The 24,254-nt window shown below is 74.2% G+C and carries 22 protein-coding genes and 1 pseudogene; 13 read left to right on the forward strand and 10 right to left on the reverse strand.

From position 1 onward, the window contains the following. Positions 1–365: 365 nt before the first annotated feature. Positions 366–2,279 carry a glutamine--fructose-6-phosphate transaminase (isomerizing) gene (gene glmS / locus O7618_RS29920; RefSeq protein ID WP_278109475.1) on the forward strand — a complete coding sequence of 638 codons (1,914 nt, stop codon included), beginning with the start codon at positions 366–368 and terminating at the stop codon, positions 2,277–2,279. A gap of 55 nt (positions 2,280–2,334) precedes the next feature. Here the strand turns inward: glmS and O7618_RS29925 are convergent, their stop codons facing one another. Together O7618_RS29925 and O7618_RS29930 are read right to left on the reverse strand one after the other, a co-directional pair. Then, positions 2,335–3,963 carry an alpha/beta hydrolase gene (locus tag O7618_RS29925; protein WP_278109476.1) on the reverse strand — a complete coding sequence of 543 codons (1,629 nt, stop codon included), beginning with the start codon at positions 3,961–3,963 and terminating at the stop codon, positions 2,335–2,337. Then, positions 3,960–4,259, reverse strand: coding sequence for a hypothetical protein (locus O7618_RS29930; RefSeq protein ID WP_278109477.1), 300 nt, complete (start codon positions 4,257–4,259; stop codon positions 3,960–3,962). The genes O7618_RS29925 and O7618_RS29930 overlap by 4 nt, the downstream gene beginning before the upstream one ends. A gap of 209 nt (positions 4,260–4,468) precedes the next feature. On the opposite strand from O7618_RS29930, the gene O7618_RS29935 reads away from it, so the two are divergent. The 5 genes from O7618_RS29935 to ung all read left to right on the forward strand — a co-directional run bounded on the left by O7618_RS29935 (position 4,469) and on the right by ung (position 9,446). Beyond that, complete coding sequence (locus tag O7618_RS29935) at positions 4,469–5,938, forward strand: NAD(P)H-hydrate dehydratase (RefSeq protein WP_278109478.1); 1,470 nt, start codon at positions 4,469–4,471, stop codon at positions 5,936–5,938. Between the two features lie 73 nt (positions 5,939–6,011). After that, on the forward strand, positions 6,012–7,130 hold the full coding sequence (gene alr, locus O7618_RS29940; protein WP_278109479.1) for an alanine racemase: 1,119 nt from the start codon (positions 6,012–6,014) through the stop codon (positions 7,128–7,130). After that, on the forward strand, positions 7,127–8,212 hold the full coding sequence (locus tag O7618_RS29945) for an alpha/beta hydrolase (RefSeq protein ID WP_278109480.1): 1,086 nt from the start codon (positions 7,127–7,129) through the stop codon (positions 8,210–8,212). The genes alr and O7618_RS29945 overlap by 4 nt, the downstream gene beginning before the upstream one ends. Continuing rightward, positions 8,209–8,691, forward strand: a complete 483-nt coding sequence (tsaE, locus tag O7618_RS29950) for a tRNA (adenosine(37)-N6)-threonylcarbamoyltransferase complex ATPase subunit type 1 TsaE (RefSeq protein ID WP_278109481.1) — start codon at positions 8,209–8,211, stop codon at positions 8,689–8,691. The genes O7618_RS29945 and tsaE overlap by 4 nt, the downstream gene beginning before the upstream one ends. Positions 8,692–8,744: 53 nt before the next feature. After that, positions 8,745–9,446, forward strand: coding sequence for a uracil-DNA glycosylase (ung, locus tag O7618_RS29955; RefSeq protein WP_278109482.1), 702 nt, complete (start codon positions 8,745–8,747; stop codon positions 9,444–9,446). Here the strand turns inward: ung and O7618_RS29960 are convergent. Then, positions 9,435–10,169 (reverse strand): helix-turn-helix transcriptional regulator, encoded by a 735-nt coding sequence (locus tag O7618_RS29960; RefSeq protein ID WP_278109483.1) that lies wholly within the window; start codon positions 10,167–10,169, stop codon positions 9,435–9,437. The two genes, ung and O7618_RS29960, sit on opposite strands and share 12 nt — an antisense overlap. Before the next feature lie 160 nt (positions 10,170–10,329). Here O7618_RS29960 and tsaB point away from each other — a divergent pair, with 160 nt between their 5' ends. The 6 genes from tsaB to O7618_RS29990 all read left to right on the forward strand — a co-directional run bounded on the left by tsaB (position 10,330) and on the right by O7618_RS29990 (position 16,326). Continuing rightward, positions 10,330–11,043 carry a tRNA (adenosine(37)-N6)-threonylcarbamoyltransferase complex dimerization subunit type 1 TsaB gene (gene tsaB / locus O7618_RS29965; RefSeq protein ID WP_278109484.1) on the forward strand — a complete coding sequence of 238 codons (714 nt, stop codon included), beginning with the start codon at positions 10,330–10,332 and terminating at the stop codon, positions 11,041–11,043. Continuing rightward, positions 11,040–11,483, forward strand: a complete 444-nt coding sequence (gene rimI, locus O7618_RS29970) for a ribosomal protein S18-alanine N-acetyltransferase (RefSeq protein WP_278109485.1) — start codon at positions 11,040–11,042, stop codon at positions 11,481–11,483. Before tsaB ends, rimI begins: the two co-directional genes overlap by 4 nt. A gap of 5 nt (positions 11,484–11,488) precedes the next feature. Next, the gene (tsaD, locus tag O7618_RS29975; protein WP_278109486.1) at positions 11,489–12,532 is read left to right on the forward strand and encodes a tRNA (adenosine(37)-N6)-threonylcarbamoyltransferase complex transferase subunit TsaD; all 1,044 of its coding nucleotides are present in this window, start codon (positions 11,489–11,491) and stop codon (positions 12,530–12,532) included. A gap of 17 nt (positions 12,533–12,549) precedes the next feature. Continuing rightward, positions 12,550–12,804: a hypothetical protein gene (locus tag O7618_RS29980; protein ID WP_278109487.1), complete on the forward strand. Its 255-nt coding sequence runs from the start codon at positions 12,550–12,552 to the stop codon at positions 12,802–12,804. Between the two features lie 67 nt (positions 12,805–12,871). Next, complete coding sequence (locus tag O7618_RS29985; protein ID WP_278109488.1) at positions 12,872–14,581, forward strand: ABC transporter ATP-binding protein; 1,710 nt, start codon at positions 12,872–12,874, stop codon at positions 14,579–14,581. Next, on the forward strand, positions 14,578–16,326 hold the full coding sequence (locus O7618_RS29990) for an ABC transporter ATP-binding protein (RefSeq protein ID WP_278109489.1): 1,749 nt from the start codon (positions 14,578–14,580) through the stop codon (positions 16,324–16,326). The genes O7618_RS29985 and O7618_RS29990 overlap by 4 nt, the downstream gene beginning before the upstream one ends. A gap of 63 nt (positions 16,327–16,389) precedes the next feature. Here the strand turns inward: O7618_RS29990 and O7618_RS29995 are convergent, their stop codons facing one another. From O7618_RS29995 to O7618_RS30025, 7 genes and pseudogenes are all read right to left on the reverse strand, one after another. After that, positions 16,390–17,127: a DUF4142 domain-containing protein gene (locus tag O7618_RS29995; RefSeq protein ID WP_278109490.1), complete on the reverse strand. Its 738-nt coding sequence runs from the start codon at positions 17,125–17,127 to the stop codon at positions 16,390–16,392. Positions 17,128–17,219: 92 nt separating this feature from the next. After that, a complete protein-coding gene (locus O7618_RS30000) occupies positions 17,220–18,395 on the reverse strand; it encodes an ROK family protein (protein ID WP_278109491.1) in 1,176 nt (391 codons plus the stop codon). A 31-nt stretch (positions 18,396–18,426) separates the two neighbouring features. Further along, complete coding sequence (locus tag O7618_RS30005) at positions 18,427–19,686, reverse strand: ABC transporter permease (protein ID WP_278109492.1); 1,260 nt, start codon at positions 19,684–19,686, stop codon at positions 18,427–18,429. Further along, positions 19,683–20,501: an ATP-binding cassette domain-containing protein gene (locus O7618_RS30010; RefSeq protein WP_278109493.1), complete on the reverse strand. Its 819-nt coding sequence runs from the start codon at positions 20,499–20,501 to the stop codon at positions 19,683–19,685. Before O7618_RS30010 ends, O7618_RS30005 begins: the two co-directional genes overlap by 4 nt. A 107-nt stretch (positions 20,502–20,608) precedes the next feature. Continuing rightward, positions 20,609–21,709, reverse strand: coding sequence for a substrate-binding domain-containing protein (locus O7618_RS30015; protein WP_278109494.1), 1,101 nt, complete (start codon positions 21,707–21,709; stop codon positions 20,609–20,611). A gap of 186 nt (positions 21,710–21,895) precedes the next feature. Then, positions 21,896–22,374, reverse strand: a pseudogene (ybaK, locus tag O7618_RS30020) (Cys-tRNA(Pro) deacylase). 71 nt (positions 22,375–22,445) lie between these two features. Further along, positions 22,446–23,678, reverse strand: coding sequence for a class I SAM-dependent methyltransferase (locus O7618_RS30025; RefSeq protein ID WP_278109495.1), 1,233 nt, complete (start codon positions 23,676–23,678; stop codon positions 22,446–22,448). A gap of 256 nt (positions 23,679–23,934) precedes the next feature. Between O7618_RS30025 and groES the strand changes: the two genes are divergently transcribed. Next, a complete protein-coding gene (gene groES, locus O7618_RS30030) occupies positions 23,935–24,249 on the forward strand; it encodes a co-chaperone GroES (protein WP_088998427.1) in 315 nt (104 codons plus the stop codon). The last annotated feature ends 5 nt before the right edge of the window (positions 24,250–24,254 follow it).

Here is a 24,254-nt window from a genome sequence, read left to right on the forward strand (position 1 = left end):
GTCTCGGACATCGGCTCAGCTCACAGGGGTACGGCGCGGACGACGCGGAGGGGGGCGAGGCGGGCCCTCAATGTAGGGGCTCACCGCCATCCGCGCGCCCCCGCCGTTCCGCCGTTCCGCCGGTTCGGCCGAAGATCTTGGTATGAAACGGCCCCCGGAGGGGCACTTTCGTACCAAGATCTGTGATTTTCCCGCGATGCGGATGGGTGATCCCGGTTGGTGGTGGGTGTCGGGGTGGGGCGTGCGCGGGGGCTGCGCGTTTTGTCCGGTGGGTGAGCTGGGGCGACCGGTTCGCTCATGAGCGGTGATCGTTAACCGGCCTTCCGCGCACGCGCGGTGAGCGAAACTGGGTTAGGCTGCGGACCATGTGTGGAATCGTGGGTTACGCCGGTGCGCGCCCGGCGCTCGGCATCGTGCTCGACGGACTTCGACGGCTGGAATACCGCGGCTACGACTCGGCCGGCGTCGCCGTCGTCTGCGACGACGAGCTGCTGACCGAGAAGAAGGCCGGCAAGCTGGCGAACCTGGAGAAGGTGCTCTCCGAACGGGCCGCCGACAACCCCGAGGACTGCGCCGCCAGCCCGATCGGCATCGGCGACGGCACCACGGGCATCGGCCACACCCGCTGGGCCACGCACGGCGGCCCGACCGACCGCAACGCCCACCCGCACGTCTCCCCGGACGGCCGGGTCGCGGTGATCCACAACGGCATCATCGAGAACTTCGCGAAGCTGCGTACCGAGCTGGAGGACGAGGGCGTCGAGTTCGCCAGCGACACCGACACCGAGTGCGCCGCGCACCTGATCGCCCGGGCGCTCGCCGACCTGCGCTCCGCCGGCGAGGCCGACAGCCCGCAGTTGCTCGCCTCGGCCATGCGCGTCGTCTGCGAGCGGCTCGAAGGGGCGTTCACGCTGCTCGCCGTGGACGCGGCCATCCCCGGCGCGGTGGTCGGCGCCCGGCGCAACTCGCCACTCGTGGTGGGCCGGGGCGACGGCGAGAACTACCTCGCCAGCGACGTGGCCGCGTTCATCGAACACACCCGGGACGCGGTCGAGCTGGGTCAGGACCAGATCGTCCTGATCACGCCGGACAGCATCGAGATCACCGACTTCGCCGGCCAGCCCGCTTCCGGTAAGGACTTCCACATCGACTGGGACTCGTCGGCCGCCGAGAAGGGCGGCTACGACTGGTTCATGCTCAAGGAGATCGAGGAGCAGCCGCAGGCGATCGCCGACACGCTGCTCGGCCGGCTCACCGAGAGCGGCGAGATCGCGCTCGACGAGGTCCGTCTCAGCGAGCAGGACCTGCGCGACGTCGACAAGATCTTCATCGTCGCCTGCGGCACCTCCTACCACGCCGGGCTGGTCGCCAAGTACGCCATCGAGCACTGGACCCGGATCCCCTGCGAGGTGGAGCTGGCCAGCGAGTTCCGCTACCGCGACCCGGTGCTCGACCGGTCCACCCTGATCGTGGTGATCTCGCAGTCCGGCGAGACCATGGACACGCTGATGGCGCTGCGGCACGCCAAGGAGCAGAAGGCCCGCGTGCTGGCCATCTGCAACACCAACGGGTCGACCATCCCGCGCGAGTCCGACGCGGTGCTCTACACCCACGGCGGCCCGGAGATCGCGGTCGCCTCCACCAAGGCGTTCCTCACCCAGGTCGTCGCGTGCTATCTGATCGGCCTGCACCTGGCCCAGGTGCGCGGCATCAAGTTCGCCGACGAGGTGGGCGCGGTGGTGTCCCAGCTCCAGGAGATGCCGGCCAAGCTGCGCGAGCTGCTGGACCGGATCGAGCCGGTCCGCGCGCTCGGCCGCGAGCTGAAGTCCGAGCCGACCGTGCTGTTCATCGGCCGCCACGTGGGCTACCCGGTGGCGCTGGAGGGCGCGCTGAAGCTCAAGGAGCTGGCGTACATGCACGCCGAGGGCTTCGCCGCCGGCGAGCTGAAGCACGGGCCGATCTCGCTGATCGACAAGGGCACGCCGGTGATCTGCATCGTGCCGTCGCCGGTGGGCCGGGGGATGCTGCACGACAAGGTCGTCTCCAACATCCAGGAGGTGCGTGCCCGGGGCGCCCGCACCATCGTGATCGCGGAGGAGGGCGACCAGGCGGTGGTCCGCTACGCCGATCACCTGATCTACGTGCCGCGTACCCCGACGTTGCTGGCGCCGCTGGTGACCACCGTGCCGCTCCAGGTGCTCGCCGCCGAGATCGCCGCCGCCCGGGGGCACGACGTCGACCAGCCGCGGAACCTCGCCAAGTCGGTCACCGTCGAGTAGCCCGCCCGACTTTCCGGCCCCCCTCCGCCCCTGGGCGGAGGGGGGCCGCCGCCGTTCACCGGCCCAGCACGATCCGGGCCATCCCGTCGAGCGCCGGGTTGTCGGAGTCCCAGTAGCCGGTGTGACCGTGCCGTGCGCTCGGGAAGCGCCGGCCGCCGAAGCCCGGCGTGCTCGGGTCGGCGCCGAACCACAGGCGTTCGGCGTGCGGATCCAGCACGGCCAGCGCCGGGCCGAGCGGCGTGCCGGCCAGCACGGCGCGCCGGGCCAGCTCGTCGGGCTCGCGGACCAGCCGGATCACGTCGTCGGGCGCGGTCGACGCCCAGACCTGCCCGGCCGGCATCCGCAGCTCGGAGGCGTGGTCGACGCCGACCCCGGGTGACCCGACGAAGACCAGCGCGTCGGCGCCCAGCCCGTGGTCGCGCGCGGCGGCGCCGACCACCAGCGAACCGTAGCTGTGCCCGAGCACCGTCTGCCGGGCCGGTGGCCCCTCGTGCGTGGCCCGCAGCCCCTCCTGGAACCGGTGCAGGGCCGGCCCGGCCGCCTCGGCCTGGCGGGCCGACGACGCCTCGGGGAGGAAGTCGGGCGCGTCGTAGTCGAGCCAGAGCACCGCCGCCGTCTCCTCGCCCGGCCCGATCGCCGCGCACCGCTCCAGCACCCGCGCCGCCCGACCCAGTTCGGCGGGCGCGTCGGCGAGGTCCGCGGTCATACCCGGGACGTAGGTCAGCACCGCGCCGGCCCGGTCCGGGTTGCCCAGCGCCACCACCGCCCGACCGTCACCGGCCGAGTCGAACCCCAGCAGGTAGGCGCGCGGTGCGCCCGGTGTGGCCAGCCGTTCGCCCAGCCCGTCCAGGCCCCGCAGCGCCGCGTCCACCCCGGCCAGCCGGGCGCGTCGGGTCACTTCGAGCGGGCCGGCCGGCAGCGGGCGCAGCAACGCGAGCCGGTGGGCGAGCAGTTCCTCCCGCCGGTCGGCGAGCAGCAGCCGGTTGGCCTGGTCGCGGGCGCCGGCCGGCACCCCGTCGAGCCGGCCGGTCCGGCCCGGCTCGTGCCCCACCAGCCACCGCCGCTCGGCCGGGCTCAGCCCGGCCCACCAGCGGCTCACCTCTGCCGGCCCGGCTCCGGGCCCCGGCCGCCGGGCGGGCGGAACGCTGACCCAGCCGGTCACCGCCGCAGTGGCGAGCGCGCCGAGCCGGTCGGCCACCTCGCGGTCCGCCGCGCCGGCCAGCGCCAGCGCGCCCCGGATCCCGGCCTGCGCGCGGACCACCGCGGGGCCGGCCAGGTCGACCGGGCGAGCCGGGTCGGCCCGGATCGCGCCGGTGCGGTCCACCGCCAGGCCGCCGGTCTCGGCCCGGGCCACCTCGGCGCCGAGCCGGGCCTTCGCCACGTTCACCCGGGCGGCGAACTCGGCGAGCGCCTGGTCCACCTCGAACAGCGCGGGCAGCACGTCGGTGAGCGTGCTGCGCAGCTCGCCGATCCGCCGCCGCGCGGCCGTCGAGGCGGTGCCGGACCACCCGGGCCGGAGGACGTCGGCGTGGGCGCCCAGCCCGTCGGCCCGTCGGCGCACCGGGCCGGCGAGCCCGCGCCAGGCCGCCCCGGCGGTGAGCCAGGCCCCCGGATCCGCCCGCCAGAGCTGCGCGTAGCCGACCGGTGGGTCGGCGGTCGGTAGGGACCGTCCGCCGCCGGTCATCGCGTGATCCCGACGAGGCGGCGGGCGGCCCGCTCGTCCACCGCCTCGTAGCCCTCCGCGCCGCCGCGCAGCGCCTCGGCGGTGGCCGCCACCCGGGCCGCGAGCGCGCCGGACCAGCGCCGCACGGCGGCCTCCAGCTCGTCCAGCGCCGTGCCGGCCCGCCACCCGTCCGGCGGTGGCCCCACCGGGCCGAGCGCCCCGCCCGGCCCATGGGCCAGCCGGAACGCGTCGTCGGCCAGCCCTCGGGCCACCGAGCGCAACACTTCCGGATCGACGGTGAACGGTTCCACGACCACGACGACCTCCCCACCCCGCCGGCCCCACCGGCCGGTCCCGGACAGCGGGGACGCTAGGACCGGCGGGACCGCCCGCGCGGGCCCTGTGGACAACCTCGCCGGTTGTCCACAGGGCTCGTCGGCGGCCGGCCCGGGAGCCGGCACGCCGGTAGGGTGAGGCTCGTGATCGGGGCCGATTCGGCCGGCAGGAACGAACGGGGCGGGGTGGCATGAGACCGGTGTGGCGGGTCGCGGACGTGCGGGCGGCGGAGGCGGGGCTGATGGCCACGCTGCCGTCCGGGGCGCTGATGCAACGGGCCGCCGCCGGGCTGGCCCGCCGCTGCGCGCTGCTGCTGGCCGACCGGGGCGGGGTCTACGGCGCCCGCGTGCTGGTGCTCGTCGGTTCCGGTGACAACGGCGGCGACGCCCTCCATGCGGGCGCTCGCCTGGCGGCCCGGGGCGCGGCGGTCGACGCCCTGCTCCTCACCCCCGGCCGGGCACACGCCGACGGCCTGGCCGCGCTGCGCGCCGCCGGCGGCCGGGTGGTCGACCGGCCGGCCGGCGTGGTCGATCTGGTGCTCGACGGCATCGTGGGCATCGGCGGCGCCGGTGGGCTGCGGGAGACCGCCGACCAGCTCGCCGCGAGCCTGACCGGTCGCCTCGGCCGGGACGGCGCCCGGGCCACCGTGGTCGCGGTGGACGTGCCGAGCGGCGTCGCGGTGGACACCGGCCACGTCCCGCTGACCGACGCCGGGCGGCCCCGCGCGGTCCGGGCCGACGTGACGGTGGCCTTCGGCGCGCTCAAGCCGGCCCTGGTGGTCGGTCCGGCCGCCGAGCTGGCCGGGCAGGTCGACCTGGTCGACATCGGGCTGACGCCGTGGTTGCGCGGCTCGCCGGCCGTGCGCGTGACCGAGTGGTCCGATCTGGTCGACTGGTGGCCGGCGCTCGGCGCCTCGTCGGAGAAATACTCCCGGGGCGTGGTCGGGGTGGCCACCGGCTCGGCGACCTACCCCGGGGCTGCGGTGCTCTCCGTCGGCGGCGCGCTGGCCGGCCCGACCGGCCTGGTCCGCTACGCCGGCGGCGCGCGGGCCGAGGTGGTGCGCCAGCACCCGTCGGTGATCGCCACCGGCGGGGTCGCGGACGCCGGGCGGGTGCAGGCCTGGGTGTGCGGCTCGGGGCTGGGCACCGGTGACGAGTCCGCCGCCGAGCTGCGCGCGGTGCTGGCCGCGCCGGTGCCGGTGGTGCTCGACGCCGACGCGCTGACGCTGCTCGTCGACGGCAAGCTCGCCGACCGGCTGCGTGGGCGGGGCGCCCCGATCGTGGTGACCCCGCACGACCGGGAGTTCGCCCGGCTCTGCGGCGAGGCGCCGGGCGAGAACCGGGTCGCCGCCGCGCTGCGGCTGGCCGCCTGGATGAACGCGGTGGTGCTGCTCAAGGGCGACCGGACGATCGTCGGCACGCCCGACGGCCGGGCCTACGTCAACCCGACCGGCACCCCGGCCCTGGCCACCGGGGGCACCGGCGACGTGCTGGCCGGGCTGCTCGGTTCCCTGCTCGCCGCCGGGTTGGCCCCCGAGCGGGCCGCCGCCGCGGCGGCGTACCTGCACGGGCTGGCCGGGCGGGAGGCGGCGCGCGGCGGTCCGGTGACCGCGCCCGACGTGGCCGCCGCGCTGCGTCCGGTGCTGGCCGGTCTGGGCTGATCCGGGGCCGGCCGGAGGCGCCTGCCGGGCGGCTCACGGCCACGATGATCACCGGCGGAAGTAGGCTGGGGGCATGTGGCAGTCGGAGGTGCGCGTCGATCTCGACGCGATCCGGGAGAACGTGGCCCGGCTCAAGGCCGGCACCAGCGCCGAGCTGATGGCGGTGGTGAAGGCCGACGGTTACGGGCACGGCATGGTGCCGGCGGCCCGCGCGGCGCTCGACGCCGGCGCGGACCAGCTCGGTGTCTGCACCCTCGACGAGGCACTCCGGCTGCGTCAGGAGGGGATCACCGCCCCGGTGCTGGCCTGGCTGCTCGATCCGGGCCTGCCGCTGCACGACGGGATCGCGGTGGGGGTCGACCTCGGGTGCGCCAGCCTGACCCAGCTCGACGAGATGATCGAGGCGAGTCGCCGGGCCGGTCGCCCGGCCCGGCTGCACCTCAAGATCGACACCGGGTTGTCCCGGGGTGGCGCCACGGTCGCCGACTGGCCGGCGTTGCTGGAGGCCGCCGCGAAGGCCCAGGCCGACGGCCTGGTCGAGGTGGTCGGCGTGTGGAGCCACTTCGTGTACGCGGACTCGCCCGGCCACCCCACCACGGACCGTCAGCTCGCGATCTTCCACGAGGGGCTGGAGATGGTGACGCGGGCCGGCCTGCGGCCCCGCTACCGGCACCTGGCCAACTCGGCGGCCACGCTGACCCGGCCGGACACCCACTTCGACCTGGTCCGTCCCGGGATCGCGGTCTACGGGCTGTCGCCGATCGAGGGCGAGCGGTTCGGGCTGCGCCCGGCGATGACGGCCCGGGCCCGGGTGATGCTGACCAAGCGGGTTCCGGCCGGCACCGGCGTCTCCTACGGCCACACCTACCTCACCGACGCCGAGAGCAACCTGGCCGTGGTGCCGCTCGGCTATGCCGACGGGGTGCCCCGGCACGCCTCGAACACCGGCCCGGTGCTGCTCGGCGGTGAGCGGCGGACCATCTCCGGCCGGGTCTGCATGGACCAGTTCGTGGTCGACTGCGGCGACGACGAGGTGGCCGCCGGCGACGTGGCGACGCTGTTCGGCAGCGGCGCGGACGGCGAACCCACCGCCGACGACTGGGCCGAGGCGGTCGGCACCATCAACTACGAGATCGTCACCCGGTTCGGCGGCGTGCGGGTGCCGCGCGTCTACGACGGCGAGCGGGCATGAGGGTGCCGCGTCCACGGGGCGCCGCCGGCAAGGTCGCCGGGCTGGTCGGCGCCGCCGTCGGGGTGGCCGCCGCCGGGCTCGCGGCGGGCGTGGTCAGCGAGCGGGTGCTGGTCCGCCGGCTCAAGAACGACCCCGCCGACCGGTACGCCCACGAGGTCTTCGGTCAGCAGCGTCACGACGAGGCGTACCGGCTGGAGATGCCGGACGGCACCGACATCCACGTGGAGGTGGTCGAGCCGACCCGGCCGGTCGCCGGGCACCCGACCGTCGTGCTGGTGCACGGCTTCTGCCTGGACATGGGCACGTTCCACTTCCAGCGCGAGATGCTCGCCGAGCGGGGCGACTACCGCGTGGTCGCGTACGACCAGCCGGGGCACGGCCGGTCCGGGCGGCTGGAGACCGGCGAGTACGACCTGACCGCGCTGGGCCGCACGTTGCGCCGGGTGCTCGACGAGGTGGCCCCGGAGGGCCCGCTGGTGCTGGTCGGGCACTCGATGGGCGGCATGACGATCATGGCGCTGGCCGAGCTCTACCCGGAGCTGTTCGGCGACCGGGTGGTCGGCACCGTGCTGATGGCCACGTCGGGCGGCCTGGCGGCGGAGACCAAGCTGGTGGCGCCCGCCCTGCTGGGCCGCGTCGGCGCGCCGGTGCTCTACATGATGAGCAACGCCACCCGCTACGGCGGCACGGTGATCGACAAGGCCCGCCGGTCGACCTCGAACGTGGCCTGGCTGCTCACCCGCAAGTACGGCTTCGGCACCCCGAAGCCCAGCCCGGCCCTGGTGTCGTACGTGGAGATGATGAACTCCCGCACCTCGGCCGACACGGTCACCCGCTACCTGCGGACGCTGGCCACCCACTCGCGGTTCCCGGCGCTGGCCGCGCTGGCCGGCACGCCGGTGCTGGTGATCGTGGGGGACAAGGACATGATCACGCCGGTGACCCACTCGGAGGAGATCGTCCGGCGGTTGCCGGAGGCCGAGTTCGTGAAGATCCACGACAGCGGGCACGTGGTGATGCTGGAGCACGCCGACGAGGTCAACGCGGCGCTGGAACGGTTCCTGGAGTCGGTGACCCGGTGACCGTGGTGGTGGAGCTGAAGACCGTCGACGACACCCACGCGTTCGGCCGGCGGCTGGCCGGCGTGCTGCGCGCCGGGGACCTGCTGCTGCTCAGCGGCCCGCTGGGGGCCGGCAAGACCGCGTTGACCCAGGGCCTGGGCGCCGGTCTGGGCGTGCGCGGCGACATCACCTCGCCGACCTTCGTCATCGCCCGGGTGCACCGGCCGGATCCGGCGCGCGGCGGCCGGGTGACGCTGGTGCACGCCGACGCGTACCGCCTGGGCGAGTCCGCCGACCCGCGGGCCGAGATCGACGACCTCGACCTGGACGCCTCGGTGGACGAGGCGGTCACCGTGGTGGAGTGGGGCGAGGGGATGGTCGAGCAGCTCGTCGACGCCCACCTGCGGGTGCGTATCGACCGGCACGACGACGACACCCGGGTGGTGACGCTGGAGCCGGTCGGCGGCGACTGGGCGACCCGGCTGGCCACCCTCGACTGAGCGCTGTCGTACCGGCTGCCTAGAGTCCCGGGGACGACTGCGAAAGGTTGCCGATGCCCGACGACGCCCCCGCCCTCGACCTGTTGGCGCTCCTGCCCGAGCCGTGGCGGGCGGTCCTCGCCCCGCACCTCGACCCGGCCCGCACCGCGGCGCTGGCCGAGTTCGTCGCCGGGGAATACGCGACCGCCACGGTCTTCCCGCCGCTGGCCGACCTGTTCTCCGCCTACCGGCTGTGCGGGCCGCACCAGACCCGGGTGCTCATCCTCGGGCAGGACCCCTATCACAAGGCGGGGCAGGCGCACGGGTTGAGCTTCAGCGTGCGCGAGGGCGTGGCGGTGCCGCCGTCGCTGCGCAACGTCTTCAAGGAGCTGGAGGCGGATCTGGGTGTGCCGAAGCCGCGCAGCGGCAACCTGGACGGCTGGGCGGCCCAGGGCGTGCTGCTGCTCAACTCGGTGCTCACGGTCCGGCAGGCCAGCCCCGGCTCGCACGCCAACCGGGGCTGGGAGGAGTTCACCGACGCCACCATCAAGGCGCTCGACGCGCTCGACCAGCGGGTGGTCTTCCTGCTCTGGGGCGGCTACGCGCGCAAGAAAGCGGCGCTGGTCACCAATCCTCGGCACGTGGTGCTGGAGGCCGGGCATCCCAGCCCGATGAACCCGAAGGGCTTCCTCGGCAGCCGGCCGTTCAGCGCGGCCGACAAGGCGCTGGCCGACGCGGGTCTACCCACGGTCGACTGGGCCCGCTCAGCGGGTTGACCCGCCAGCTTCGTCCGGTTCGCCGGTGCCGGCGGCCAGGCGTTGTCGGTGCCGGCGCAGCAGCTCGGCCGTGCGCCGGTCGGCCACCTCCACCTGCACCAGCGGCTCGACCGGGTAGGTCCGCCCGCCGTGTCGCACCTCGATCGGCTCGGGCAACTCGTCGACCATCCTGGCCCGTAGCTCGCCGTGTCGGGTCAGCCATCGGTGCTCGCCGCGCTCCTCGGGCTCGTGGCGTACGCCGCCCCACTCCCCCCAGCGGGCGTTCCACCGCTGCGCGTAGGCCCGCTCCAGGAACGCGGTGAACGTCGAAGAGTCCCGCCAGCGCACCGCGATCTCGACCGCCGCCACCGGTATCGGCGCGCCCTGAAGCAGTGCCGCGGTGCTGCCGGCGAGCACGTAGGGCAGGTCGCCCAGGGCGTCGACCAGGCGGTCCAGCTTGAGATCCGTGAGCCGTTCGTCCAGGTCGGCCGCGGCCGCCTCGTCGAGCGCCGCGTCCAGGTGGCTGTCCAGCGGCTCGACCTCGATCCGCAACTGCCGGCCGAGCGCGGTGAGCAGGCGTTCCGCGGTGGTCAGGCTGGGCAGCCGGTCGCCTCGTTCGATCCGGGCGATGGCGGCCTGGCTGAGCCCGGCCCGGTCGGCCAGCGCCTGCTGGGTCAGTCCGGCCCGTTCACGCTCGTGCCGCAGGGCGTGGGCGATCTGCCGGACCAGGCGACTCTCCGTCATGCCCGCAGGATGACAGTCCACTTTCCAGCGGTATACCGCTGGGTCATAAAAATGACTGAGAGGTATACCGCTGGAACGTGATGCCTTCTACCGGGGCGCTACGCACGGTGACGGGATGGGGTGGGCGGGGCTCGTCGGGAGGCGGCTAGGCTGGTTCACCGTGCTCGTACTGGTGGTGGACTCCTCGACGCCCGCGGTGACCGCGGCGCTGGTCGAGGTCTCGGCGGACGGCGTCGCGCCGCGCGCGTCGAGGTGCACGGTCGACGCCCGGGCCCACGGTGAGCTGCTCGCGCCACAGGTCGAGGCCGTGCTCGCCGCCGCCGGCGCGCGCCCGGCCGACCTGGCCGCGATCGTCGCCGGGCTCGGTCCCGGGCCGTTCACCGGGCTGCGGGTCGGCCTGGTCACCGCCGCGACCATGGGCCAGGTGCTCGGCGTCCCGACGTACGGCGTCTGCTCCCTGGACGGCCTCGGCCAGCCAGCGGCGGCAGGCCAGCCAGCGGCGGCAGGCCAGCCGGCGGGCGCGGGTGAGGCGGTGCTGGTGGCGAGCGACGCGCGGCGCCGCGAGGTCTACTGGGCCGTCTACGACGGCGCCGGCCGGCGCGTCGCCGGGCCGGAGGTGGCCGCCCCGGCGCTCGTCGCCGAGCGGGCCCGCGAGCTGGCGGTCACCGTCGCGGTCGGCGACGGCGCGCACCGCTACGCCGAGGTGCTCGGGCTGCCGGTGCGGGACGAGCCGCGCTATCCGGACCCGCTGGCGCTGGCCGGTCTCGCCGCGTCGCGGATCCGCGCGGGCGGACCCGGCGAGGCACTGACCCCGCTCTACCTGCGCCGCCCGGACGCGGTGGCGGCCACCGGCCACAAGCCGGTCCTGCGATGAGGCTGAGCCGGTTCCGCTGGTGGCACGTCGACGAGGTGCTGCCCATCGAGGCGGACCTGTTCGGCGCCGAGCAGTGGACCCCGGGCATGTTCTGGAACGAACTCGCCAACGGGCACTTCTACCTGGTCGCCACCGACGACGACGGAAGCGTCGCCGGCTACGCCGGGCTGGCCGTCGCCCCGCCCGACGAGGCGTGGGTGCAGAACATCGCGGTCCGCCGGGACGCCCAGCGCCGGGGCGTCGGTCGGCTGCTGCTGGAGGCGCTGCTCGCCGAGGCGGCCCGGCGGGGGGTCCGCAGCACGCTGCTGGAGGTCGCCGCGGACAACGGCCCGGCGCAACGGCTCTACGCCGGCTACGGCTTCGAGCCGATCGGCGTGCGGCGCGGCTACTACCAACCGAGCAACACCGACGCGCTGGTCATGCAGCGCAACGAGGACTGACGAGCATGGCTGACGAACCACTGGTCCTCGGCATCGAGACCTCCTGCGACGAAACCGGCGTGGGCATCGTGCGCGGGCACACGCTGCTCGCCGACGCGCTGGCCTCCAGCGTCGAGGAACACGCCCGGTTCGGTGGGGTGGTGCCCGAGGTGGCCAGCCGGGCCCACCTGGAGGCGATCGTGCCGACCATGGACCGGGCGCTGCGGGAAGCCGGGGTCACCATCGCCGACGTCGACGCCATCGCGGTGACCTCCGGGCCCGGCCTGGCCGGCGCGCTGCTCGTCGGCGTCGCCGCCGCCAAGGGGTACGCGGTGGCCGCCGAGAAACCGGTGTACGGGGTGAACCACCTCGCCGCGCACGTGGCAGTGGACACGCTGGAACACGGGCCGCTGCCCGAGCCGGCGATCGCAATGCTGGTCTCCGGCGGGCACTCCTCGCTGTTGCGCGTCGACGACCTGGCCCGGGGGGTCGTCCCGCTCGGCGCCACCATCGACGACGCGGCCGGTGAGGCGTTCGACAAGGTGGCCCGGCTGCTCGGGCTGCCCTTCCCCGGCGGGCCGTACATCGACCGGGAGGCGCGGGCCGGCGACCCGGCGTCGATCGTGTTCCCGCGCGGGCTGACCGCCGCGAAGGACCTGGCCGCGCACCGGTACGACTTCTCCTTCTCCGGCCTCAAGACGGCGGTGGCTCGTTGGGTGGAGGCGCGGCAGCGGGCCGGCGAGCCGGTGCCGGTGGCCGACGTGGCGGCGTCGTTCCAGGAGGCGGTCTGCGACGTGCTGGTCGGCAAGGCGCTGGACGCCTGCCGCAGCGGGATCGACACGCTGGTGATTGGCGGCGGGGTGGCGGCCAACTCCCGACTGCGGGCGATGGCCGAGCAGCGGGCCGAGAAGCACGGCGTCCGGGTGCGTACGCCCCGGCCGAAGCTCTGCACGGACAACGGCGCGATGGTGGCGGCGCTCGGCTCGCACCTGGTCGCCGCGGGCGTCGCCCCGACCCGGCTGGACCTGCCGGCCGACTCGGCGATGCCGCTGACCGTGGTCAGCGTCTGACCGGGGAGGAAACCGACATGATCGTCCGAATGTGGGAGGCGAAGGCCGAGCCGTACGGCTTCGCCGACCTGATCACCTGGGTCTGCGAGACCGCGCTGCCCGCGTTCGATCACGACCCGATGCACGTGGGCAGCGAGGTGTTCTCCTCCACCGACCACCGGCTGGTGGTCATCTCCAAGTGGCGGAACAACCCGCGCGACCTCCCCGAGCCGCCCATGCGGCTGGTCGCCCGCCCGCCGCACAGCTGGGACTTCACCGAGGTCGACCGCTAGCGCGACCGTCGTCACGACAGCCGGAATTGGTTGGCGTCCGAACGGCTCCGGCACCTAGCGTCGGTGGGTGCGGCGCTTCTCACCCGCCGGCGATCCCGGCACTCCCGACGCGCGGTCCGCCACCCGTTACCTGGTGTGGCTCGCCGGGCGACATCCCGTCTACTTCGGCGGCGGCATCACGCTCGGCGTGATCTGGATGCTTGCCCAGGCGCTGGTGCCGGCCGCGATCGGGCGGGCGGTGGAGGCCGGGCTGGCCCAACGCGGCCCCGACGCGCTGCTGCGCTGGGCGCTCGTCCTGCTCGGGCTGGGCCTGGTGCAGGCCGGCGCCGGCATCCTGCGGCACCGCTGCGCGGTGCACAACTGGCTCGGCGCCGCGTACCGCACGGTGCAGGTCACCGTGGACGCCACCAACCGGCTCGGCGCGGCGCTGCCCCGCCGGGTCGCCGCCGGCGAGGTGGTGAGCATCGGCACGTCCGACATCGAGCACATCGGCAGCGCGGTCGACATCACCGCCCGGGGCACCGGGGCGGTGGTCGGCATCGTCGCGGTCTCGGTCATCCTGCTCGACGCCTCCCTGCCGCTCGGCCTCGTGGTGGTGCTCGGCGTGCCGCTGCTGATGGCGCTGGTCTCGCTGCTGATCCGGCCGCTGCACCACAAGCAGGCGGCCTACCGGGAGTCCACCGGACGGCTCACCGCCCGGGCCGCGGACATCGTCTCCGGCCTGCGGGTGCTGCGCGGCTTGGGCGGGGAACCGGTGCTGGCCGCCCGCTACCGGGAACGGTCGCAGGCGTTGCGCGCCGACGGCCTGCGGGTGGCCCGGGTGGAGTCGTTGCTGCAGGCCGCGCAGATCCTGCTGCCCGGCGTCTTCGTGGTGCTGGTCACCTGGCTCGGCGCCCGGTACGCGCTGCGCGGCGAGATCACCGCCGGGCAGTTGGTCTCCTTCTACGGCTACACCGCGTTCCTGGTCAGCCCGCTGCGCAACCTCACCGAGGCGGCCGACAAGCTGACCCGGGGGCACGTCGCGGCCCGCCGGGTGGTCCGGCTGCTCCGGCTCGCGCCGGAGTTCACCGACCCGGCCCGCCCGCTGCCGGTGCCGGCCGGGCCCGGGGAACTTGTCGACGTGCGCTCCGGGCTGGCGCTGCGGCCGGGCCGGCTCACCGCGTTGGCCGCCACCGCCCCGCAGGACGCCGCCGAGATCGCCGACCGGCTCGGCCGGTACGCCGACGGGGACGTGACGCTGCACGGCGTACCGCTGCGGGACGTGGCGCTGGCGACGGTGCGGGAGCGGATCCTGGTGGCCGACAACGACGCGCAACTGTTCAGCGGCGTGCTCCGCGCGGAGTTGGACCCGCACGACCGGGCCGACCGGGCCACCGTCGAGGCGGCGCTGGTCGCGGCGAGCGCGACTGACGTCGTCGAGGCGTTGCCCGGCGGTTTGGACGGCGCGGTCGCCGAGCGTGGCCGGGAGTTCTCCGGCGGGCAGCGGCAGCGGCTGCGGCTGGCCCGCGCGCTGGTCGCCGACCCGGAGACGCTGATCCTGGTGGAGCCGACCAGCGCGGTGGACGCGCACACCGAGGCGCGGGTCGCCGACCGGCTGGGCGCGGCCCGGCGCGGCCGCACCACGCTCGTCTGCACCACCAGCCCGCTGATGCTCGGGCGCGCCGAGCACGTCGTCTTCGTGGAGGACGGCAAGGTCGTCGCCGAGGGCCGGCACGAGGAGTTGCTCGCCACCGAACCCCGGTACGCGGCCACGGTGAGCCGGGAGGAGGACCGATGAGCAACGCGCTGCCCGTCGCGGACGGCGCGCGGGTCCGCCGGTACGTGCGGGAGCTGGTCCGCCGGCACCCGCGCGGCCTGGCCGCCGTGCTCGGCCTGCACGCGCTGGCCGCGGCGGCCGGGCTGGTCACCCCGCGCCTCCTCGGCGACCTGGTCGAGGGCATCTCCCGGGGTGTCGCCGCGACCACCGTGGACCGGGTGGTGGCCGCGATCGCCGCGTTCGTGGTGGTGCAGTCGGTGCTGGTCCGCTTCGCGCACCTGGCCTCCGCCCGGCTCGGCGAGCGGGTCCTGGCCGAGCTGCGGGAGGAGTTCGTCGACCGGGTGCTCGCGCTGCCGCTGTCGGCGGTGGAACGGGCCGGCACCGGTGACCTGCTCACCCGCACCTCGCGGGACGTCTCCGCGCTGTCCCGGACGGTCCGCTTCGCCGGGCCGGAGACGCTGATCGCGGCGCTGACCGTGGTGTTGATCCTCGGCGCGCTGGTGCTGACCGGCCCGCTTCTGGTGCTGCCCAGCCTGCTCGCGGTGCCGGTGCTCTGGGCCGGCACCCGGTGGTACCTGCGCCGCGCGCCGCAGGGCTACCTGCGGGAGAACGCCGCCTACTCGGACATCACCGACGGGATCAGCGAGACGGTCGAGGGCGCGCGGACCACCGAGGCGCTGCGCCAGGCGGCCCGCCGCCGGGCCCGGGGCGACGCCGACATCGAGCTGTCGTACGCGGCCGAGCGTTACACCCTGCACCTGCGTACCGTCTTCTGGCCGGTGGCCGAGTTCGGCTACCTGGTGCCGATGGTGGCCACCCTGCTCATCGGCGGCTGGTTCCACCTGAAGGGCTGGGCCAGCCTCGGCCAGGTCACCGCCGCCACGCTCTACGCCCAGCAGCTCACCGACCCGATCGAGCGGCTGCTCGGTTGGCTGGACGAGTTCCAGGTGGGTGGCGCCTCGCTGGCCCGGCTGCTCGGCGTCGCCGTCGAGCCGGACGACGCGTCCCCGGCGCCCACCGGCGCGGGCCGGCGCGATGCCGGTGGCCGGCTGGCCGCGCACGACGTCAGGTACGCCTATCGGGCGGGTCACGACGTGCTGCACGGCGTGACGCTGGTGCCCCGGCCGGGGGAGCGGCTGGCCATGGTGGGTCCGTCCGGCGCCGGCAAGTCCACGCTGGGCCGGCTGCTGGCCGGCGTGCACACCCCGAGCGCCGGGGCGGTCACCGTCGACGGTCGACCCCTCGCCGACCTGCCTCTGGACGAGCTGCGGAGCCACGTGGCGCTGGTCAGCCAGGAGCACCACGTGTTCATCGGCACGCTCGCCGACAACGTGGCGATGGTCCGTCCGGCCGCCGGGCCGGCGGAGGTGCGCGCCGCGCTGGCCGCGGTGGACGCGCTGGACTGGGCGCGGGCGCTGCCGGCGGGCCTGGACACGGTCGTCGGCGCGGGCGGGCACCCACTCACCCCGGCGCAGGCGCAGCAGCTCGCGCTGGCCCGGCTGGTGCTGGCCGACCCGCACACGCTGGTGCTGGACGAGGCCACCTCGCTGATCGACCCGCGGGCCGCCCGGGCGCTGGAGCGGTCGCTGGCGGCGGTGCTGCACGGGCGGACCGTCATCGCCATCGCGCACCGGCTCTTCTCCGCGCACGACGCGGACCGGGTGGCGGTGGTGGCCGACGGCCGGATCGTCGAGCTGGGCTCGCACGACGAGCTGGTCGCCGCCAACGGCTCGTACGCGGCCCTCTGGCGCTCCTGGCACGGCTGAGGCGTAAGGAGGGGCCCCTTCTTAACGCCTGGCGTAGAGGAAGGGGCCCCTCTTAACAACCCGTCACGAGCGGCGCATCAGCCGCCAGGTCGTGTACCCGCCGGTGCCCAGCGCGATCAGGAACACCGCCCACACGATCCCGGTGCCCACCTGGATCCCGCCGCCGCTGGCCGCGTTGGCCTGGGCGGCGGCGACCAGCGAGTCGCTCTGCGCCGCCGGCAGCGCGGGCGGCGGCAGCTGCTGCCAGCGGACCAGTCCGGTGCTCTCCAGCATGGTCATGTGGTCGTTGACGAACGTGTTGGCGTCCTCGGCGAGCTTGCGCACGACCGGGTCCTTGGTGCTGGCCCGGACCGCGCCGATCACCGGGAAGATGTTGCCGTGGGCGACCCGGAGCCGGGTGACGAAGATCTGGTCGAACTGGGCGCCGTTGGCGTTCTGCATCTCGGCCAGCCACCCCTTCTGCTGGGTGGTCGGCTCCGCCGGCAGCACCGCGCCCAGCTTGTTGGCCGCCTCGACCACCAACTGGTCCAGCACGCCGTGCTGCCGGGCGATCTCCGCGCCGACCTCCCGGACCCGGGGGGACTGGCCCTTCTCGGCGGCCATCGTCCCGGCCGGCATCTCCCAGAGACCGGCCAGCCGGACGCCGTTGAGCAGCGTCATGTCGGCGGCGTTCATCTGCACGCCCGGGTTGGGGGCGGCCTGCGCCGCGCCCGGAAGAACGCCGATCCCCGCGCCGATCGCGACGAGCAGCAGGGTCACCCGGTGCGCCAGCCGGCGACGTGCGGATTCCAGCGATGCCATGGTTGGGTTGCCTCCTCGGTCCGGACCGCTACGCGGTCGCGGACGGCCGAGCCGACCGGCCGCCCGCACACTGGTACGGATCACCGGGCCGATCAGTTCAGCGGGTCGGCCAGGAGGCGTTCGAAGGCCAGCTCGGCGGCGCCGATCAGCGCCGCGTCGTCGCCGAGTTCCGGGGTACGCAGCCGCACGTGCTCCAGGCAGGCGGGCAGCCCGTTGCGGTTGAGCCGGCTGCGCACCTGGGCGGCAGCGGCCAGGTAGAGGTCGCGCATGGTGCCGCCGAAGATGACCATCTCGGGGTTGAAGATGTTGACCAGGTTGGCCACGCCGAAGCCGAGCCAGTCGCCGGCCTGCCGGACCGCGCTCTGCGCCCGGGCGTCGCCCCGGTCGGCGGCGTCGAAGACGCCCAGCAGTGCCTCCCGGCCGCGTGCCTCGGCGTGACCGGCGGCGCGCAGCAGCCCGTACTCGCCGATCTCGGTCTCCCAGCAGCCGCGCCGGCCGCAGTCGCAGCGCGCGCCGTCGCGGACCACCACCATGTGCCCGACCTCGCCGCCGTAGCCGCCGTGCCCGGTCAGCCGTCGCCCGCCGGCGATGATGCCGGCGCCCACGCCCACGTCGCCGTAGAGGTAGATGACGTTGTCGCAGCCGGTGGCGGCGCCGCGGGCGTGCTCGGCGAAGGCGGCCACGTCGGCCACGTTGCCCACCGTGATCGGTACGTCGATGCCCAGCTCGGCGGCGAGCGCCGCGCCGATCGGCTCGTCCACCCAGCCGGTGGTGGGGCTGAGCCGCACCAGCCCGTCGTCGCGGCGGACCATGCCACAGACCGCGACCCCGGCGCCGACGCAGAACGACTCCGCCGGCACCGTCTGGTGCATCTCCTTGACCGCGCCGGCCAGCAGCGGGGCGGCCTCCCCGGCGACCAGGTTGCGCGGTCGGTCCAGCTCCCGGCGGTCGAGCACCTCGCCGCCGAGCCCGACCCGCGCGGCCCGCAGCCGGTCCACCTCGACGCTGTACGCGTACGCGTAGACCCGTCCCGACTCGGGCCGGACGACGAGTGACGGTCGTCCGGCCCGGCCGGTCTCCTTCGGCGTCCCCTCGCTGACCAGACCGGCGCCGGCCAGGTCGGCGGTCAGCGCGCCGATGGTGCTGCGGTTGAGCCCGAGCGCGGTGGTCAGCTCCGCGCGGCTGGTGGCCCCGTGCACGTGCACGTAGCGGAGCAATGCGCCCAGGTTCTGCCGGCGGATCTCGTCCTGACTGGGACCCGCGCGCATTGCCACTGCCATTGGGTGTCCGTGCCCGGGGTCAGCGCGTGCCGGTCGAGGCGGCTCGCCGCCTCGACAGCGCGTCGATGGTTGCCGCGGCGAGCAGGACCACGCCGGTCACCACGAACTTGACGCCCGAGCTGTATCCCATCAGTCCCATGCCGTTGTCGATCACCGCGACCACCGCGCCGCCGAGCACGGCGTCGAGAACCCGGCCCTTGCCGCCGAAGAGGCTGGTGCCGCCGATGACGGCCGCGCCGACGGCGTAGAGCAGCACGTTGCTGCCACCGGTGTTGGGGTCGACCGAGTTGGCCCGGCTGGCCGCCACGATGCCGCCGATGGCGGCCATCCCGGAGCAGATGACGAAGACCGAGATGCGGATCTTGTCCACGTTGATGCCGGCGCGGCGGGCCGCCTCGGCGTTGCCGCCGACCGCGTAGATGTGCCGGCCGTAGCTGGTGCGGTGCAGCACGAACGTCCAGATCACCAGCAGCAGCGCGATGATCGGCACCACGATCGGCACGCCCTTGAGCGAGACCACCAGGACGTTGCGGCTGCGCTCCAGGTTGAGCACGTAGACCGCGACGCCGAGGATCACGGCTAGGCCGCCGATCCGCGCGGCCACCACCGCGATCGGGTCGGTGAGCAGGCCGCGGGCGGACCGGTTGCGGTGCCGCAGGAGCTGCACGGCGGCGTACCCGGCGACGGCCGCGACGGCCAGTGCCCAGCCCAGCACGGGCGGGAGGTTGCGGTTGGCGATCGCCACCAGCACCTGGTCCCGGACGGCGATGTTGGCACCGTCGTCCATCAGCGTCAGCACCACGCCCTGGAAGGCGAGGAAGCCGGCGAGGGTGACCACGAAGGACGGGATGCCGACCTTCGCCACCAGCAGGCCGAGCACGAGGCCGATCACCACGCCGGTGCCGATGGCGGCGAGCACCGCCACGTACCACGGGTAGCCGAGCACGGTGACCACGTTGGCCAGGATCGCCGCGCAGACGCCGCTGGCGAAGCCGGCGGAGAGGTCGATCTCGCCGAGCAGCAGGACGAAGACCAGGCCCATCGCGATGAGTGTGACCGCGGCGCCCTGGGTGAACAGGTTCGCCAGGTTGCCGGCGGTGAAGAACGACGGGCGGGCGATCGAGAAGCCCACGGCGAGCACCAGCAGCATGACCACGGCGGGCAGCGCGCCAATGTCGCCGCCGCGTACCCGGCGCCAGTAGTTGTGCACGTGGTTGCCGACGGTCGGCGCCGGCGCCAGGCCGGCCGGGCGTTCCTTCTTCACGGCGGTGGCGGTCATCGGACGGCTCCTGGGGTGGTGTCGGCGGGCGCGGCGCCGGCGCCGTTGCTGCCCGGTTCGCCGGCGAGGCCGAGGTCGCCGGAGCGGCCGGCGGTGATCAGCTCGACCACCTGCGAGTGGGTGATGTCGGTGGTCTTCACCTGGGCGACCATCTGGCCGAGGTAGAGCGCGGCGATCCGGTCGGAGACGGCGAAGACGTCGTTCATGTTGTGCGAGATGAGCACCACGGCCAGGCCGTTATCGGCCAGCCGGCGGACCAGCTCCAGCACCTGGGCGGTCTGCGCGACGCCGAGCGCGGCGGTCGGCTCGTCCAGGATGACCAGCTTGCTGTTCCAGAGCACCGCCTTGGCGATGGCCACCGTCTGCCGCTGCCCGCCGGAGAGGCTGGACACGTGCTGGCGCAACGACTTCACGGTGCGGACGCTGAGGCCGTCCAGGGTCTCGGCGGCCATCTGTTCCATGGTCGGCTCGTCGAGCACGATGCCGCTGCGCTTCTCCCGGCCGAGGAACATGTTCTGCACGATGTCGAGGTTGTCGCAGAGCGCCAGGTCCTGGTAGACGACCTCGATCCCGAGCGCGGCGGCGTCCCGGGGGCTGCTGATGCTCACCGGCCGGCCGTCGAAGAGGAACTTGCCGGCGTCGGTGGGGTAGATGCCGCTGATGCACTTGACCAGGGTCGACTTGCCGGCGCCGTTGTCGCCGACCAGCGCGGTCACCTCGCCGGGGTGCGCGGCGAAGGTGACGTCACGCAGCACCTGGACGGGACCGAAGCTCTTGTCGATCCCGCGTAGCTCCAGCAGGGGGGTTGCGGACACGGGGGTCTCCTTTGGGCGGAGGGAGGTCTCGGAGCCCGTCCGGCGTGGGCGCCGCCCGGCACGGGAGTGGTCCCGTGCCGGGCGGCGCCGCCTGAGGCGGGAGGGGGTCAGCTCACGCCGGCGTCGGTGCAGAGCTTGGCGAACGCACCGGTGCAGAGCTCTTCCTTGGTGACGTAACCGTCGGCCACGACCTCGTTGACGTTCTCCTTGTAGATGGCCTTCGGCTCCAGCAGCACGGCCGGCACGTCCCGGCTGCCCTCCGGGTCCTTGACGGTCTGGCCGGTGTCCTTCTTCTCGCCCTTGGCGAGCGCGATGGCCAGCTCGGAGGCGGCGTCCGCCTCCTTCTTGACCGCCTTGTAGACGGTCATGCACTGGTCACCGGCGAGGATGTTCTGCAGGCCCTCCTTGGTGGCGTCCTGACCGGTCACCGGGACCTTGCCGTTGAGCTTGTTTTTCTTCAGCACCGAGATGGCCGCGTTGCCGAGACCGTCGTTGGCGGCGAGCACGCCGTCGATCTTGCCGCGGGCCTTGGTGAGCTGCTGCTCGAAGATGGTGGCGGCCTGCGCGTTGTCCCACGCCGGCACCGAGTCGTCGGCGACCTTGGTGTATTCGTTGGCGTCGAACTTCGGCTTGAGCACCGAGTCGTACCCGTTCTTGAACAGGGTGGCGTTGTTGTCGGTCGGCGAGCCGTTCAGGTAGGAGATCGCCGGGTTCTTGACGCCCTTGTCGGTCAGGCACTTGACCAGGCCCTCGCCCTGGAGCCTGCCGACGGCCTCGTTGTCGAAGCTGACGTAGTACTGGGCGGAGCCGCCCAGCGTCAGCCGGTCGTAGTCGATCGTGGCCACGCCCTGCGACTTGGCCTTGTCGAGCACGGCCTTGCCGGTGCCGGAGTCCAGGTTGACGATCATCAGCACGTTCACGCCGTTGGTGATCATCTGGTCGGCGATGGTCTGGAACGCGGTCTTGTCGTTCTGCGCGTTCTGGATGTCGGACTCGACCCCGGCGGCGTCGAACGCGGCCTTGAGGAACTTGCGGTCCGCGCCCTCCCAGCGGGCGGAGGACTTGCTGTCCGGCAGGATCACGCCGATCTTCGGCTTCTTGTCGTTCGAACCGCCGGCCTGGTCGGAACCGCCGTCGTCACCGCAGGCGGTCAGGCCGCCGGTCGCGAGGAGGCCGACGGCCGCGAAGGTGAGGAAGCCCTTGCGCATGTGCACGGGTCCTTTCGGGGTGGGGGAGTTGCGTCCGGTTGTTTTGTTGTGTCCGGCAACGTATTCCGCGCTTCCCGCGCTCCGCAAGAGTGTCGAGGTCAGAAGTTTGTTGGCGGCGGTAACAATTCAGCAACGCGGTTGTCACCCCACCGACACCGGCTGCGGAAACGCTTCCAGGCGTCCGGTTCAGCCGGCCGCGATCGGGGCGGTCACGGCCCCGATCAGCGCCACCAGATCCTCCGGCGCGAGCCGCAACTGGAGACCCCGGCGGCCAGCCGAGACGTACACCGCCGGAAACGCCGACGCGGACGCGTCGACCACTGTCGGCAACCGCTTCCGCTGCCCCAGCGGGCTGATCCCGCCCCGCACGTACCCGGTGGCCCGCTCGGCGGTGACCCGGTCGGCCAGCACGGCCCGCTTGCCGCCGACGGCCGCGGCCAGCGCCTTCAGGTCCAGTTCCCGGTCACCGGCACCACCGCCACGGTCAGCCCGCCGTCCACGTCGGTGACCAGCGACTTGAACACCTGCTCCGGTGGCACCCCGAGGGCGTCGGCGACAAGCGCGCCATAGTTCGGCGCGTTCGGCGACACGTCGTACGGATGCGTGGTGAACGCGACCTTCCGCCTGGTCAGCAGCGCGGTCGCCGGAGTGCCCTGTCCCGCCATGACCGTCAAGCTAACCCGGCCGCCGGGTCGCGGCGACCCGGCACGGGCGCCGCGGCGGCGGGTGCCGCCGGTCAGCCGGCGGCCGGCACCGGGCGGCAGATCAGCACGGTGGGCGCGCCGGCCACCCGGGTCAGCACCAGGCTGGCCGGCTCGTCGCCGGCCAGCCGCAGGTCGCGGCGCAGCTTCTCCGGCTCCAGCGCCGACCCCCGCTTGAGGATCTCCACCCGGCCGATCCAGCGCTCCCGCAGCAGGGCGCGCAGCCGCTTCAACGAGAAGGGCAGCACGTCGGTGATCTCCAGGCAGCGGGCGAACGGGGTGGGTCGCGCCACGTCGGCATAGAGGTAGGCGATCGACGGGTCCGCGAGTGTGGCGTCGAGGTCGGCGGACAGCTCCGCGACCAGGTGGGCGCGCACCACGGCCGGGTCCGGGTCGTACAGGAACCGCCGGGCCGGGCCCACCGTCGCCTCGTCCGCTCCGGTGCCGGTGAGGTGATAAAAGGGGGCCCCTCCTCTACCGGAGGCGTTAACCGGGGGCCCCTCCTTGCTCCGCAGCACTGTGGCGCGGCGGGGGACGCCGGCGAGCGGGCCGCACCAGAGCGCGGCCTCCACCAGGTCGCCGTCCACGCTCACCCACTCGGCCTCGGCGCCGGCCGGGATCAGCGCGTGGTCCAGGCCGGGCGCCACCTTGACCACGGTGTGCGGCACCCGCGCGGCCAGCCCGGTGACGAAGTCCCACGGCGGCGAGTAGGCGTTCGGGTCGAAGATGCGCCGGCCGGTGCCGGCCCGCCGCCGCGCCGGGTCGCAGAACGCGCCGTCGACCCGGGACACGTCGAACGCGGTGGCGTCGCCGCACTCGACCGTGACCAACTCCGCCAGCCCGGCCGCCTCGGCGTTCGCGGCGGCCATCGCGGCGGTCACCGGGTCGGCCTCCACGCCGTACACCCGGATGCCGGCGCGGGCCGCGGCGAGCGTGTCGGCGCCCAGCCCGCAGCCCAGGTCGGCGAGGCGGGTCACGCCCGCGTCGCGCAGCCGGGCGGCTCGCCGGTCGGCTACCGGCCGGCGGGTGGCCTGCTCCAGCCCGGCCCGGGTGAGGAACATCCCGGCTGCTGCGGCGCCGAACTTGCCGGCGGCCCGGCGGCGCAGCTCCGCCTGGGTCAGCGCCGCCGCCGCGAGCCCACCCGGGATCCCGGCCGAGCGCAGCGCGGCCGCCGCCGCCAGCGGGTCGCCGCCGGCCACCTCCGCCGCCGCCGCGAGCGCGGCCGACCCCTCGGGGGTACGCAGCGCGGTGAGCTGGTCGAGATCCACCCGACCATTCTCCCGACCCGCCGTGGAGGCGACACGGTGGGCGTGGCGCTGGCACTCTCCTTGACGGAGTGCTAGCCGAGGAATAACCTGCGATTAGCACTCTCACCCTGAGGGTGCCAACCCTCGGGCTCTGGTGCCCGCGGGTTGAACGCCAGGCGGACCGGCACCCGCGACGACGGCCCCGCCCGGTGGCATGTGGCAGATTGACGCTGGTCGGCACGCCGACCGGTAACGACACCAAGTACCCCAGGAGGGTATGCCCGTGACTACCGCGACCAAGGTTGCGATCAAGCCGCTCGAGGACCGCATCGTGGTGCAGGCGAACGAGGCCGAGACCACCACCGCCTCGGGCATCGTGATCCCCGACACCGCCAAGGAGAAGCCGCAGGAGGGCACCGTCCTCGCTGTCGGCCCGGGCCGGATCGACGACAAGGGCAACCGCGTGCCGGTCGACGTGAAGGTCGGCGACACCGTTCTCTACTCGAAGTACGGCGGCACCGAGGTCAAGTACGCCGGCGAGGAGTACCTGGTGCTCTCCGCCCGCGACGTCCTCGCGGTCATCGAGAAGTAAGCAAC

The organism is Micromonospora sp. WMMD980 (assembly GCF_029626035.1).
GTDB lineage: Bacteria > Actinomycetota > Actinomycetes > Mycobacteriales > Micromonosporaceae > Micromonospora.